The organism is Halomonas sp. THAF12, from assembly GCF_009363675.1.
Lineage (GTDB): Bacteria > Pseudomonadota > Gammaproteobacteria > Pseudomonadales > Halomonadaceae > Halomonas > Halomonas smyrnensis.
In genome coordinates, this window is record NZ_CP045399.1 from 2,203,206 (window position 1) to 2,217,795 (window position 14,590).

A 14,590-nucleotide genomic window follows, 5' to 3' on the forward strand; every position below is an offset into this window, starting at 1 on the left:
ACAGCCGCATCACGTTAGGGCCGGTAGGCGGCCATGTCGAGGTTCTCGCCGGCACGCTCCAGGGTGACCTCCACGCGACGATTCTGACGACGGCCATCCACGGTATCGTTGGACGCCACCGGCCGGCGTGAGCCGAAGCCCTCGGCCTGGATCAGCGAGGCGTCCACGCCCTGCGTGACCAGATAATCACCGACGCTCCGGGCACGACGCCGAGACAGCGGGTCGTTGATGGCGTCATTGCCAGTGGCATCGGCATGACCGGCGATGAAGACGCGCACCAGGTCGTTGCGGCCGCGGATCTGCTCGGCGAGCCGACGCAGCTCATCGCGCGATGCCATGCTCAGTTCGGCGCTGTTGATCTCGAACAGGGCGTCCGCCGAGAGCGTGACGTCCGGCGCGCGAGTCGACGGCGCCGTGATGTCACCGGTGAAATCGGCCAGAGTGAAGCCGGTGGGGCCCGACGTCGGGCAGATGGTCTCGGGATCGAGGAGGGAGACCCCATCGCTGCCGAGCTCGGCCAGGGTCGGCATGTCGTCGCGACGCACCTCCAGGGTCTGCATCAGCTGCCCCATGGCAGCCAGGGTGCGGGCATCGGCCAGCTCCACGTCATAGCGGGCATTGGTATAGGCGCGGCTGGCCTCGAAGTATTCGTTCTCGGTATCCAGCACGTCCAGCAGGCTGCGCTGGCCGATGTCGAACTGCTGCTGGTAGGCGCCACGCACGCGGTCGGTAGAGAGCCGATGCTGGTTGAGATACTCGAGCTGCTCGCGCAGCCGCTGGGTGTCGTTGTAGGCGATCTGGGTGGTCTGGCGCACGTCGACGCAGGCCTTCTCGCGCAGGTTGATGGCCTGCTCGACCCGCTCGCTGGCGGCACGGAAACTGGCCAGGTCGCTGCCACCGCGGTACAGGTTCATGCTCGCCACCAGCTCGATGCTGCTGCGGTCCTGTCGCTCGTCGACGTCGTCGAGGGAGTCGCTGTCACTGTCCTTGTAGGTGCCACTGCGGGCGACCAGGTCGAGCGTCGGATGGAAGGCGGCGCGCTCGCCGGTCCTTGCCGCCCGAGAGGCCGCGATGTTCTCGATCGCGGCATGAAACTCCGGATTGCCCTGGAAGGCCAGATCCAGCGCCGACGCCACGTCTGCGGGCAGTCGACCGGCGAAGTCCGGCGCCGGCGCCAGCGAGGCCGCCGGCAGGCCGCCGACGATACGCTGGAAGCGAGCCGTCACGTCATGCAGGTTGGAGGCCTCGGTCATCAGGTTGGATTCGGCCAGCGCCAGGCGTCCGCTGATCTGCTCGAGATCGACCCCACGCCCCGCCCCGGAGAGCGTACGCTCCTCGATCTGATTGAAGACCTCCAGGTGCTTGGCGTAGTTTTCCTGAGCCAGGCGGACCAGTGCCCGGTAGCGCTGCACGTCCAGATAGGCCCGCACCGCCTCGAGGGAGACTTCCTCGCTGGCCCCCAGCAGCTCGTAGTAGCGCACCAGCTCGGCGCGATCGAGACGCTCCACCTCGCTGCTGGTGGCGAAACCGTCATAGATCATCTGCGTCAGCGCCACCTCGGCATAGTCGGTATCGAAGCTGCCACGACCGTCGTACTCACGATCCTCCCGCCCCACACCGGCGTTGACGTCCACGCTGGGCAGATAATTCCCCCAGGCGGCACGGCGATCCTGCCCCGAGGCCCGAAGCTCGCGCCAGGCCGCCCGCACCTCGGGATTGGTGCTGATCGCCTGCTGCACGACGCTTTGCAGATCGCTGCTCCCCGGGGACATCAACCCTTGGGGCAGGGACTGGGCGACGGCCGAGGCGATGGGCAGCAGGGCGAGGCCTGCCCCCACGGCAAGGCCGCGGACGATGCGCGCTCGCGCGACGCGCGAAGACAGTGTGACGCTAGTGCGTTTCATGACAGTTCCCACCCCTTGCTGAGCCGGCATCGATAACACGCGGCTGCTGTTCGTCATTGTGCCGACTGAGGCCCTCCCTGATCAGGCGGGCTCCAGCCATGGCGATCTTGATCCTTTCTTCGGCTGCAGGGCAATCAGGCAAAAAGATTAGCCTCTGCGATGAACGTATCAACTAATTATCGCTAATATAGAATAACCAAGAAACCACGATACACCACAAGCGAGTCGCCATGTGGCTTCTGGATGAATTTTGCTTAACGCCATGAAATCCATGACTTACCAAGGGATCGGTGTACCGGCCGCTCTCGCTGGCAAGCCCAAACGTGCTATCGTCAGCGCCATCAGTCACACGGCCCGCCCAAGGAGAATCGGCATGTCGTCATCGGAGATCCAGAAGACTCGTGTCATCAATGAACTACGCAGCTTCATCAAGAAGCTGCTGCAGGACCCCAAGATCCTGGAGCAGTCGCTGACGATCGCCCGGGAACGTCTCGGCGAGGGCGACCAGACTCAGGTCATGGCCCAGATCGCCAACGAGATTTCCGACACCACCAGCGTGCACATCCCGGAAGATCCCAAGGAACACTCCGAGGCCGACCGCCTGTTCCTGGAACTGCTCAAGGAAGTGGTGCGGGAGGAACAGGCCCTCTACTGAGCCTCTACCCGCCCCCGGTCGGGGGCGGCCATTCGCTGCACCGCCTCCCTCGACCTGCACGCGCTCCCGCTCGCTGCTACAATGCGCGCCCTTTTGCCACGCCCCGCTTCAACGCCGCCTCGCATGCTCTATCTCCTCAAGCTTCACCCCGAGATCACCATCAAGTCCCGTTCGGTCCGCCAGCAGATGACGCGCTGCCTGACGGCCAACATCCGCAACACCCTGCGCCGCCTGGATGAGCGCGTGCGGGTCAAGGACCAGTGGGACGCCATCCGCGTGCGCCTGCCGGAGGGCCTCGACGCCAAGACCACGGCCGCCCTCGAAGACAGCCTGACCCGCATTCCCGGCATCCAGCAGGTGCTGGCCACCGAAGAACGCCGGTTCGACTCGCTGGAGCAGGCCGCCGACCATATCGTGCCACTGTGGGGCCCGCTGATCGCCGGTCGCAGCTTCCGGGTCCAGGCCAAGCGGCGCGGGGAGCACGATTTCACCTCGGCGGACATGGAGCGTTATCTCGGCGGTCGCCTGCTGGAAGCCACCCCTGATGCCCGCGTCGACCTCAAGCACCCCGAGGTGGTCGTGCCGGTGGAGCTCGCCGACCAGCGCCTGCAGGTGATCCGCGCCCGCTGGAAGGGGCTCGGCGGCTATCCCCTGGGCGTACAGGGCCAGGCCCTGGCGCTGATGTCCGGCGGCTTCGATTCGCCGGTGGCGGCCTGGAAGATGATCCGTCGCGGCGTGAAGACCCACTTCCTGTTCTTCAATCTGGGCGGTCCGGCCCACGAGGCCGGCGTGCGCGAGGTCAGCCACCACCTGTGGGAGCGCTATGGCGTCTCCCACAAGGTGAAGTTCATCTCGGTGCCCTTCGACGGCGTGGTGGGCGAGATCCTGCGTACCATCCCGGATGGCCTGATGGGGGTGGTGCTCAAGCGCCTGATGATCCGCGCCGCCAATCGCATGGCCCAGCGGCTGCGCGTCCCGGCACTGGTCACCGGCGAGGCCATCGCCCAGGTCTCCAGCCAGACCCTGGCCAACCTGGCGGTGATCGACGACGTCAGCGAGCGCCCGATCCTGCGCCCGGTACTCACCGACGACAAGCAGGACATCATCGACCGGGCCCGACAGATAGACACCGCCCGCATCGCCGAATCGATGCCCGAATACTGCGGCGTGATCTCGCGGCGCCCGCATAACAAGGCACCGCTGGACGACGTGCTGGCCGCCGAGCGCGAATTCGATGACCGGGTACTGGACGACGCCATCGAGGCCGCCGTCATCAAGCGCATCGATGAGGTGCTGGAACGCGAAACGGCGCCGGCCGAGGTCGCGATGGTGCAGACGCCCGAGGAGCTCGCCTCGCTCGACACGCCCTGCATCATCGACATTCGCCGCGCCGACGAGCGCGAGGCCGCGCCCCTGGCGCTGCCCGAGGCCGTCGCTCGGGTCCCGCTGATCGAGATTCCCTTCTACGAGCTGCAGGACCGGGCCCCCGAGCTCGATGCGGGCCGGCACTATCTGCTGTACTGCGACCAGGGCGTGATGAGCCGCATGCAGGCGCTTCACCTCGCCGACCGCGGCCTGCATCACTTCGGCGTCTATCAGGACCGTCCCGACGCCTGAGGCCCCGGTTCCCGCGGGCGTTAGCCCTATTTTCCTAGTCGTCGATGGAGCAATCTCCTACCCGAGACTCAGGCAGCCCCCGCGGTGTCCCACTATAGTGAGGACACTTCACTCCGTGGGTTGCCTGATATGGATATGGGTTCCAATCCGCCGTCCAGACGTCACCCGCTCGCTCGCCTTGCCGATAGCCTCGAAGCGCTCGAGGCATCCGCGGGGCCGGACGAATGGCGAGACGACATACTGGCACTGGTCGAGCGACTGTTCGGTCATGCCCCGATCATGATCGACGGGTTCGATGAACAGGGGCACTGTATCCTCTGGAACCATCAGTGCGAACGGGTCTTCGGCTGGACGGCCGAAGAGGTGATGAAACACCCCGACCCCCTGGCACTGTTCTATCCCGATCCGGCGGAATACCAGGCGGTCGTGGCCGGCCTGTCGTCCAGTGACGGCTCTCAGTTTCAGGAGTGGACACCGACGACCCGTGAGGGACAACGGCTCACCACCCTGTGGGCCAACGTCGCCCTGCCATGCGGCGGCATGATCTGCATCGGCCACGACATCACCGAACAGCGCCAGGCGGAGAACCAGCGGCGTCTCGCCGCCAGCGTCTTCGCCTCAAGCTCCGACGCCATCATGATCACCGATGCCGAACGGCGCATCTGCGACACCAACGCCGCCTTCACGCGCATCACCGGCTATGCCAGGCAGGACGTGCTGGGCCTGACCCCCGCCATGCTGGGCACCGCTCAGCATGACCCGGAAACCTACGAGGCGATCTGCCGCCATCTGGACACGGAAGGCTGCTGGAAGGGCGAGATCCTCGGCTACCGGCGCAACGGCGAGGCCTACCCGCTGATGCTTTCGGCCTCGGTGGTACGCGACGACCAAGGCCGGGCACTCCACTACGTCGCCACCTTCTCCGACATCACCCACCTCAAGCGCCACCAGGACGAACTGCATCACCTGGCACGACACGACGTGCTGACCGAGCTGCCCAATCGCCGCCACTTCGCCGAGCACCTCACGGACGCGCTGCCACGGGCCCGTCGCGACGACACGCTGCTGGCGGTGTGCTTCCTCGATCTGGACGGTTTCAAGCCGATCAATGACCGGCTGGGCCATGCGGCTGGCGATCAGGTGCTGATCACGATCAGTCAGCGGCTACGCGAGGCCATTCGCGCCGGCGATGTGCTCGCCCGGCTGGGCGGCGACGAGTTCGCCCTGCTGCTGACCGACCTGGAAGACCGCGAGGAGTGCCTGCGGATCGTCGAGCGAGTCCGCTACCTCATCGCCAGGCCCATCCCCCTGGACGACGCACTGGTACGCATCTCCACCAGCATCGGCATCACCCTGTTTCCCCAGGACGATGCGGAGGCGGGCATCCTGCTGCGCCACGCCGATCAGGCCATGTATTGCGCCAAGCGCGGTGGCAAGAACCGCTACGCCCTGTTCAACCCCGAAGAGCGCGAGGATTCGTTACCCGGTCGTCGACGCCTGGATCGCCTCGAGCAGGCCTTACGCGACGACGAGTTCCGGCTTCACTATCAGCCCAGGGTCGATCTGCACAGCGGAGAGGTCTGTGGCCTCGAGGCCCTGATTCGCTGGGAGCATCCCGAGCATGGCCTCCTGGCCCCCGATGAGTTCCTGCCCCAGCTGCTCGGCAGTCGTCTCGAGGCGCCCCTCGGCGAATGGGTGATCGAACGGGTCCTGCATCAGCTCGCGGACTGGCAGCACCAGGGGCTCGCCCTGCGCATCAGCTTCAATGCCAGCGCCAACGACCTGGCCCTGCCCGAATTCTGCGATCGGCTGACGGCGGCCCTGGCGCGCTACCCCGGGCTGGACCGGCGCCTGCTGGAGGTCGAGTTCCAGGAAAGCGCCGCGGTGGCGGATATCGATGCCGTCACCCATACGCTCCAGCATTGCCGCCACTCGGGCCTGCGCATCGCCCTGGACGACTTCGGCACCGGCTACTCGTCGCTCGCACATCTGCGCGAGCTGCCCATCGACACCCTCAAGATCGACAAGCGCTTCGTCGGTGCCATCCTGGAGGACGAGCGCGACGCCGCCCTGGTCCAGGGCATCATCCAGATCGGCGCACGGCTCGGGCTCGACGTGATCGCCGAAGGCGCCGAGTCGCCCGCACACTGCCAGCGGCTGCTCGAACTGGGCGCCTCACAGGCCCAGGGCTACGCCATCGCCCACCCCATGCCCGCCGAACGCATCCCGCCTTGGCTCGCGAGCCGGGCCAAGGGGCCTCACTGACCGCCCCGCTCGCGTTCGTCACGCACGCCGCGCGGGGCGGCGACGCCCCATTCGCCCACCGCCCGAGGCACGGCCCGGGCGGATGCAGCCGGCGAGGAAAATGCTACAATCCGGAGCCTGATTTCACGGATATCCGCATGACGGCCTCGACTTCGCCCAGGCGTCGAGTCGGCCGCCGTGCTCCACGTCTACGGGAACCTCTGAGCCACCATGTCGAACACCGCCCCGCGCAAGATCCTGGTCACCAGCGCCCTGCCCTACGCCAACGGCGCCATCCACCTGGGCCACCTGCTGGAATACATCCAGACCGACATCTGGGTGCGCTTCCAGAAGAGTCGCGGCCATGACTGCCACTACGTCTGCGCCGACGATGCCCACGGTACCGCCATCATGCTGCGCGCCGAGCAGGAGGGCATCACCTCCCAGACGCTGATCGATCGCGTCAGCCAGGAGCATCAGGCCGACTTCTCGCGCTTCGGGGTCGCGTTCGACAACTATCACTCGACCCACTCCGAGGAAAATCGCCACTTCAGCGAGCTGATCTACACTCGCCTGCGCGACCAGGGCCACATCGCCACCCGCGACATCGAGCAGATGTACGATCCGGAAAAGGGCCTGTTCCTGGCCGACCGCTTCATCAAGGGCACCTGCCCGAAGTGCAAGGCCGAGGATCAGTACGGCGACAACTGCGAGGCCTGCGGTGCCACCTACACCCCGGCCGAACTGATCGACCCGGTCTCGGCGATCTCCGGCGCCACCCCGGAAGTCCGCAGCTCCACGCACTACTTCTTCAAGCTGCCCGACTTCGCGGCCTTCCTGCAGGGCTGGATCAACGACGACCACGTCCAGCCGCAGATCCGCAACAAGCTGATGGAGTGGTTCGAGTCAGGCTTCAACGAGTGGGACATCTCCCGCGACGCGCCCTACTTCGGCTTCGAGATCCCCGATGCCCCGGGCAAGTACTTCTATGTCTGGCTGGATGCCCCGATCGGCTACCTGGCCAGCTTCAAGAACCTCTGCGAGCGCGAGGGCCTCGACTTCGACGCCTACTGGCGCGAGGACTCCGACGCCGAGATCTATCACTTCATCGGCAAGGACATCGTCTACTTCCACGCCCTGTTCTGGCCGGCCATGCTGCACGGCGCCGGCATGCGCACGCCGACCGCGGTGAACTGCCACGGCTTCGTCACCGTCAATGGCGCCAAGATGTCCAAGTCGCGCGGCACCTTCATCAAGGCCGCGACCTATGCCGAGCACCTGAACCCCGAGTACCTGCGCTACTACTTCGCCGCCAAGCTGACCGCCGGCGTCGATGACCTGGACCTCAACCTCGAGGACTTCGCCCAGCGCGTGAACTCTGACCTGGTCGGCAAGGTCGTCAACATCGCCAGCCGCTGCGCCGGCTTCGTCAAGAAGCTCGGCGGCGGCAAGCTCTCGGCCCACTGCGCCGAGCCCCAGCGCGTCGCCCGCTTCGTCGCCGCCGGCGACGAGATCGCCGAGTCCTTCGAGGCCCGCGAGTTCGGCCGCGCCATGCGCAAGGTGATGGAGCTCGCCGACGAGGCCAACACCTACATCGCCGAGGCCGAGCCCTGGGTGCTGGCCAAGCAGGAGGGCCGCGAGCAGGAAGTGCTCGATATCTGCTCGGTGGGCATCAACCTGTTCCGCCAGCTGATGGTCTACCTGGCCCCGGTGCTGCCCGAGATGGCCGAAGGCGCCCGCGCCTTCCTGAAGCTCGATTCCCTGGACTGGGACAGCCGGCAGGAACTGCTGGTCGATCATGAGATCGCCAAGTTCAAGCCGCTGATGACCCGGGTCGAACGTGACCGCATCGACGCCATGATCGAAGCGTCCAAGGAGGATCTGGTGGAAGAACAGAAGCTCAAGGAAACCCCCAAGGGTCCGCTGGCCGACACCCCCATCGCCGAGACGATCGACTTCGGCGACTTCGCCAAGGTCGACCTGCGCATCGCGCGCATCGCCAAGGCGGAATACGTCGAGGGCGCCGACAAGCTGCTGCAGCTGACCCTGGACCTGGGCGGCGAGACCCGCAACGTCTTCGCCGGCATCCGCAAGGCCTACGCCCCGGAGGCCCTGGAGGGCCACCTGACGGTGATGGTCGCCAACCTCGCGCCGCGCAAGATGCGCTTCGGCGTCTCCGAAGGCATGGTACTGGCCGCCGGCGACGACGACGGCATCTACCTGCTGGAGCCTCACTCCGGCGCCCAGCCCGGCCAGCGCGTGAGCTGATCCGGGCATGACGCAGCCCGCCCTGATCGAGGCCGTCGACGCCGCCTTGCCGCAGACCCAGTGCGGCAAGTGCGGCCACGACGGCTGCCGTCCCTACGCCGAGGCCATCGCGGAAGGCGAGGCGATCAACCGCTGTCCGCCCGGCGGCCAGGCCACCGTGGTGCGACTGGCCGAACTGACCGGCCGCGCCGAGGTGCCGCTGGAGCAGCCCGCCCAGTCGCCGCTGGTGGCGCGGATTCGCGAGGCCGAGTGCATCGGCTGCACCAAGTGCATTCAGGCCTGCCCGGTGGACGCCATCCTCGGCGCCGCCAAGCACATGCACACGGTGATCGAGGCCGAATGCACCGGCTGCGAACTCTGCGTGGCCCCCTGCCCGGTCGACTGCATCGACCTGCTGCCGCATCCGGACTGGCAGGCCGCCGACAGCGAGGCCGAGCAGGACGCCTACCTGGCCCGACGCGCCGAGCGCGGCCGTCGCCGCTTCGAGGCGCGCAACGCGCGTCTCGTCCGCGAGGAAGACGCCCGGCGTGAGCGTCGTCGCCAGCGCAGCGCCAGGCAGGCCGCGCCGGCCCGGTCGTCCCATCAGGCACAGCCACAGGCGCCCACGGCGGCACCGCCCCAGGCGCCGGCGGCCTCGTCCAGTGCCCTGCGCGCCAGTCGGGTCAGCCTGGTCGCCAGCCTCAAGCGACTGGATCGCCAGCGCCAGGCGAGCGATCTCGCGCCCGACAAGCGCGACGAGCTCGAGCGTCGCGATGCGGAGCTTCGCGAGCGCCTGGCCGACGTCGATCGCCAGCTCGCGGGGGCCGACGGCCCCCAAGCATCGAACGACGATGCGGACAAGAGCGCCCGGCAGGCCGAGCGTCAGCGTCGCTTCGCCGTCAATGCCGCCGAACAGGCCAGGCGTCGCGCCCGCAAGCAGCTGGCTCATGCCGAACGCCAGCGCGACGACGAGGCCATCGCCGCCGCCCACGAGCAGATCGAGCGCGCCGAGCACATGCTCGCCGAGGCGCGAGCCGCCCTCGCGCCCGCCTCCCACTGATCCCCAGCGGCCATGCCATGAACGCCCAGAAACGCCACCAGATCTTCACTCGCCTGCGCGAGCACAATCCCGAACCCACCACCGAGCTGAACTGGTCGACGCCCTTCGAGCTGCTCGCCGCGGTGCTGATGTCGGCCCAGGCCACCGACGTGGGCGTCAACAAGGCCACCGACCGACTGTTTCCGGTGGCCAACACCCCGGCCGCCATCCTCGAACTGGGGCTGGACGGCCTGAAGGAACACATCAAGACCATCGGCCTGTACAACACCAAGGCCGAGAACCTGATGAAGACCTGCCGCATCCTGATGGATCGGCACGGCGGCGAGGTCCCGCGCACCCGCAAGGCGCTCGAGGCGCTGCCCGGCGTCGGCCGCAAGACCGCCAACGTCATCCTCAACACCGCCTTCGGTGAGCCGACCATCGCCGTGGACACCCATATCTTCCGGGTCTCCAACCGCACCGGCATCGCCAAGGGCAAGGACGTGGTCGAGGTGGAGCAGAAGCTGCTTCGCCACGTTCCCAGGGAATTCCGCCAGGACGCCCACCACTGGCTGATCCTGCACGGTCGCTACACCTGCGTGGCGCGCAAGCCGCGCTGCGGCAGCTGCGTGATCGAGGATCTGTGCGAATTCCCGGACAAGGTGGACCTGTAGGCGCTCTTCACCCACCGCCCAACGCGCCGGACATGACCGGCCAGGGAGACGCTGGATGGCCCTGCTCCAATCGCTGCTGTTGCCCCCGCTGCTCAACGCCTGGCTGATCCTGATCGGGGGCCTGCTATGGATGCGCCTGCAGGTGATCGGCGGGGCGATGGTCGCGCTGGGCCTGGGCAGCCTGGTCGTGCTCGCCACCCCGACGGCCAGTCACGCCCTGCGCCAGGGGCTGGAACCCCCGCCGCTCGCCGCCGGCGCCCTCATGGACGGCGCCCAGGGGGAGCGAGCAAGCGCCATCGTGATTCTCGGCGGCGGCCGTGACCATGACGCCCCCGAATTCGGCTGGGGCGATGCCCCCGCCAACGCCAGCTGGCGACGCCTGGCCTACGGCGCCTGGCTGCATCGTCAGAGCGACCTGCCGATCCTGGTCAGCGGCGGTCGGGTCCATGACGAACACAGCGCCGAGGCCAGCCTGATGGCCGCCGCCCTGCGTGAGGTGTTCGACGTCCCGGTCCGCTGGCGGGAAGGCGACAGCGCCAATACGGCGGACAACGCGCGGCGAAGCGCCGAGATGCTCAGCGCCGAAGGCATCGACCATGTGGCGCTGGTGTCCCAGGCCTGGCATCTCCCGCGCGCCACGGCCGAGTTCGAGCGCGCGGGCCTTGCCGTCACGCCGGCCCCCACCGAGTTCGCCAGCCCTCCTCCCGATGGCCCCCTGGCCTGGCGGCCCAGCGCCTATCACCTGCATCAGAGCACCCGCGCCCTGCATGAATGGCTGGGGCGCGGTGCGCAATGGCTGAAAGCCACCCTGTTGCCGCCCTGACACGACAACGCCGCGGCTCGGCCGCGGCGTTGTTCCTCCTGAGAGCCAGGGCTCGTCGACGGTCTTGCCTAATCTCGCGTCGACGGACACGGCGCCCCACACGGCGCACAGGCACTGGCGTCACGCTGCACCAGCGCAGACTGAGCCCGCCCATCCCCCATGTTGAAGGCGAAGGTGGGGCTATTCAGGTGATCGACCAAGATCAGCATCAGGATGGCCAGCAGGATGCCGACGATGCGGTGACGTTGGTAAGCAGCGGTCATGGCGTCTTCCTTCGATCAGTTGGGCAGGCGGAACCAGGGCCGCAGGCGAACGCCGATCAGCGAGCCGGCGAAGGCGCAGGCGAACCAGACCCAGGCGTGCACGCTGGCCGAGGCCAGGCCGGAGAATAGCGCGCCGATGTTGCAGCCGAACCCCAGCCGCGCGCCATAGCCCAGCAGCAGGCCACCCACCACCGCCGCCAGGAAGGGCCGCCCCCGAGGCGTCTGTCGGCTGGCCTCGTTGAAGCGGCGGGCCATGCCCGCGGCCAGCATCGCGCCCAGCAGCAGCCCGAAGTTCATCACCGAGGGGATGTTGACCAGCACCGAGTCGGCCAGCGCCTGGGCGGGATAGGCCCAGTTCCAGAACTCGAACTGCCCCATGTCCACCCCGAGCCCCTGCAACGCCTTGGCGCCCCACAGGTTGAAGGCGAAGGTGATGCCCCAGGGCGAGCCGCCGATCACCAGCGTCAGCGCGTTGCCGACGGCCAGCACGATGATCGCCCACAGGAACGGCCAGCGGCCGGTGAAAAGGGCCTTCGCCATGCTGCCCTCGATCGGCCGCAGGCGCAGCTCGGTGCGCTCCAGGTCGCCATGCGCCCGCCGCTCGATGCGGTTGACCCACAGCGCCACGGCGCCGAGGCCCAGCCACTGGACGGCAATCGCTCCCGGCACGCCGACCCAGTCGATCAGGCTGATCGGATCCACCGCCGGCAGATCGAGCCACCAGGGCAGATGGATGGAGCCGAGTACCGCGCCGACGATGAAGAACAGCAGCGTCACCATCATCCGCAGGTTGCCGGCACCGACAGTAAACAGAGTGCCGGAGCCACAGCCCCCGCCCAGCTGCATGCCGATGCCGAAGAGGAAGGAGCCCACCACCAGTGAGGTCCCCACCGGCGCCACCGCGCCGATCACGTCGTCGCGGCCGCTGCCCAGGATCGGGATCATGATCAGCGCGGCCAGGGCGAACAGCAACAGCTGGGCACGCATCCCGGCGCCGCGCTTCTTGGTCACCAGATTGCGCCAGCCGGCGGTGAAGCCGAAGGCACCGTGATACAGGGCCACGCCCAGCACGGCGCCGATGGCGAACAGCGCCAGCAGAAACGGTGCCGTCTCAAGCCACACCAGCCCGCCCAGCACCACCAGGCCGGCCAGCGCCAGCCCCACCACAAAACGATCGGGCCCCGGTCGGATCGCCGCCGGGGCCATGGTATTCGCTTGAGTCATCGTGTCTTCGCTCTTCTCAAAAAAAGCCTCCCGGGCACACGGCCTCCGGAGGCACGATCGCGCCTCAGTCCTCGACGCCGAAGAACTCGAGCACCTTGCCGAGGCCGCGCTTGGCCACCGTGACCGGGCGACCGTCATCCTGCGACCACTCGGCCATCGAGCCGTCGTAGAGGGCCACGTCGTCTAGCCCCATCACCTCGCTGAGCACGAACCAGTCGGTCGCCGCCCAGTGCCCGGTGTTGCAGAACGATACCGTCGGCTTGCCGGCCTCGATGCCCGCCGCCTCGACGCGCGACTGCAGCACCTCCTGGTCGAGGTACCAGGCCTGCTGACGCTCGACCAGCAGCGTCTGCTGAGGCAGGTTGAGCGCGCCGGGAATGGTGCCCGGGACCTTGGCCGCAGGCGACTGGTTCTCGCCGCGGAAATAGTCCTCGGGGCGGGCGTCGACCAGCTGGGCCTGCCCCGCCTCGCGGGCGGCCTGCACGTCCTCGGTCGTCGCGATCAGCTCAGGCTGCAGCTCGCCCTCGAAGTCGGCGAATTCACCGCGCTCCGGCGCGCCGCTGGCCACGTCCATGCCCTGGGCCTGCCAGCCGGCGAAGCCACCGTCGAGGATCGCGACCTCCTCGTGCCCCAGCACCTTGAAGGTCCAGTAGACCCGGGCCGCGCTGCCGAAGTCCGTGGCACCGGTACCGGCAGGCACGACCACCACGGTGTCGTCATTGTCGATGCCGAGACCGCCGATCAGGCGCTCGAGGCTGGAAAAGGGCGGCAACAGGCCGGTCACGCCGTCGCGGGACTCGCGCCAGCCGTCATCGGTGTAGCTGCTGTACACGCTGCCAGGAATATGCGCCGCCTCGAAGGTGCCACGATCGCCGCCGCCGTCGATGCCGGAGCGCACGTCGAGCACCACCAGATCGTCATCGTCGAGGCGATCGCTTAGCCAGTCGGCCTCCACCAGCGGCGAGACATCGGCGGCCAGCGCCGAGGAAGCCGCCATCATCAATCCAGCGCCTGTCAGAAGGGGTTTCCACATATACCTGACCTCTGTCGTCGGAATAAAGACCCCCATTATCCGGGTCGGCGTCACCACTGCAATATACGCCAAACGCATCAATCAGAATTATTTAAGTGCATAAAGTTATTACGCCCCTCACCCGGTGGGGTATCAGCCCAGCGAAAACTCCCCGCCGCGCTCGATCGCCTTTCGATACCCCGGCCGCTCGCGGCAGCGGGCCAGGAAGTCCTGCAGCCGGGGCGCCGACTCGAGCCCGCCGCGCCCCTCGAGCGCCAGCACCGGGAAGCTCATCTGGATGTCCGCCGCCGAGAAGGCCTCTCCGGCGAACCAGGTCGCGCCCTCGAGCTCGGCCTCCCAGAAGTCGCGCAGCTCGGTGATGCGCGGCCCCAGGAAGTTCTGCTCCACGCCCTTGGCGAACTGCCGCCCCAGCGGCCGCACCAGGGCCGGCACCGGCGGCTTGCCGAGGCGCGAGAACACCAGCCGCATCACCAGCGGCGGCATCGCCGACCCCTCGGCGTGGTGCAGCCAGAAGCGATAACGCTCGCGCTCATCGCTGCCGACGGGCGGCGCCAACCGGCCGTCGGCATCGTGATGCTCGAGCAGGTATTCGATGATCGCCCCGGACTCGGCGATGGCCCGCCCACCCCGCGCCTCATCGGTGATCACCGGCGACTTGCCCAGCGGATGCACCTCTTTCAACGAGGCCGGGGCCAGCATGGTCTCGGGATCACGCCGATAAACGACCAGCTCATACTCGACACCCAGCTCCTCCAGCAGCCACAGCACGCGCTGGGAACGCGAGTTCTCCAGATGATGTACGCGAATCATGAGACGCTCTCCCTGTCTTTTCGTGAGTCGCCAGTGTAACGGGCTTGGCCCAAGGTC

Annotated in this window: 12 protein-coding genes; 7 read left to right on the forward strand and 5 right to left on the reverse strand. The window is 67.6% G+C overall.

What is annotated here, in order from left to right:
• Positions 1 to 14: 14 nt before the first annotated feature.
• On the reverse strand, positions 15 to 1,904 hold the full coding sequence (locus tag FIU88_RS10080; RefSeq protein ID WP_253742490.1) for a TolC family outer membrane protein: 1,890 nt from the start codon (positions 1,902 to 1,904) through the stop codon (positions 15 to 17).
• A gap of 373 nt (positions 1,905 to 2,277) precedes the next feature.
• Between FIU88_RS10080 and FIU88_RS10085 the strand changes: the two genes are divergently transcribed.
• The 7 genes from FIU88_RS10085 (at position 2,278) to FIU88_RS10115 (ending at position 11,203) form a co-directional block, all read left to right on the forward strand.
• Positions 2,278 to 2,559 carry a hypothetical protein gene (locus FIU88_RS10085; RefSeq protein WP_016855562.1) on the forward strand — a complete coding sequence of 94 codons (282 nt, stop codon included), beginning with the start codon at positions 2,278 to 2,280 and terminating at the stop codon, positions 2,557 to 2,559.
• Between the two features lie 123 nt (positions 2,560 to 2,682).
• Positions 2,683 to 4,176, forward strand: coding sequence for a tRNA uracil 4-sulfurtransferase ThiI (gene thiI, locus FIU88_RS10090; protein WP_152479129.1), 1,494 nt, complete (start codon positions 2,683 to 2,685; stop codon positions 4,174 to 4,176).
• A gap of 129 nt (positions 4,177 to 4,305) precedes the next feature.
• Entirely contained in the window at positions 4,306 to 6,441 is a 2,136-nt protein-coding gene (locus tag FIU88_RS10095) for a bifunctional diguanylate cyclase/phosphodiesterase (RefSeq protein WP_152479130.1), read from the forward strand.
• A 210-nt stretch (positions 6,442 to 6,651) separates the two neighbouring features.
• Positions 6,652 to 8,688: a methionine--tRNA ligase gene (gene metG, locus FIU88_RS10100; protein WP_152479131.1), complete on the forward strand. Its 2,037-nt coding sequence runs from the start codon at positions 6,652 to 6,654 to the stop codon at positions 8,686 to 8,688.
• Positions 8,689 to 8,695: 7 nt separating this feature from the next.
• Positions 8,696 to 9,727 carry an RnfABCDGE type electron transport complex subunit B gene (locus FIU88_RS10105; protein ID WP_152479132.1) on the forward strand — a complete coding sequence of 344 codons (1,032 nt, stop codon included), beginning with the start codon at positions 8,696 to 8,698 and terminating at the stop codon, positions 9,725 to 9,727.
• 17 nt (positions 9,728 to 9,744) lie between these two features.
• Entirely contained in the window at positions 9,745 to 10,380 is a 636-nt protein-coding gene (nth, locus tag FIU88_RS10110) for an endonuclease III (RefSeq protein ID WP_016855567.1), read from the forward strand.
• Positions 10,381 to 10,435: 55 nt separating this feature from the next.
• A complete protein-coding gene (locus tag FIU88_RS10115) occupies positions 10,436 to 11,203 on the forward strand; it encodes a YdcF family protein (protein ID WP_152479133.1) in 768 nt (255 codons plus the stop codon).
• A 68-nt stretch (positions 11,204 to 11,271) separates the two neighbouring features.
• Here FIU88_RS10115 and FIU88_RS10120 read toward each other — a convergent pair whose 3' ends face one another.
• The 4 genes from FIU88_RS10120 to FIU88_RS10135 all read right to left on the reverse strand — a co-directional run bounded on the left by FIU88_RS10120 (position 11,272) and on the right by FIU88_RS10135 (position 14,533).
• Positions 11,272 to 11,466, reverse strand: coding sequence for a hypothetical protein (locus FIU88_RS10120; protein WP_152479134.1), 195 nt, complete (start codon positions 11,464 to 11,466; stop codon positions 11,272 to 11,274).
• Between the two features lie 15 nt (positions 11,467 to 11,481).
• Positions 11,482 to 12,690, reverse strand: a complete 1,209-nt coding sequence (locus FIU88_RS10125; RefSeq protein WP_253742492.1) for a YeeE/YedE family protein — start codon at positions 12,688 to 12,690, stop codon at positions 11,482 to 11,484.
• A 64-nt stretch (positions 12,691 to 12,754) separates the two neighbouring features.
• Positions 12,755 to 13,690, reverse strand: coding sequence for a sulfurtransferase (locus tag FIU88_RS10130; RefSeq protein ID WP_253742494.1), 936 nt, complete (start codon positions 13,688 to 13,690; stop codon positions 12,755 to 12,757).
• 165 nt (positions 13,691 to 13,855) lie between these two features.
• Positions 13,856 to 14,533, reverse strand: a complete 678-nt coding sequence (locus FIU88_RS10135; RefSeq protein ID WP_152479135.1) for a glutathione S-transferase family protein — start codon at positions 14,531 to 14,533, stop codon at positions 13,856 to 13,858.
• Positions 14,534 to 14,590: the final 57 nt, after the last annotated feature.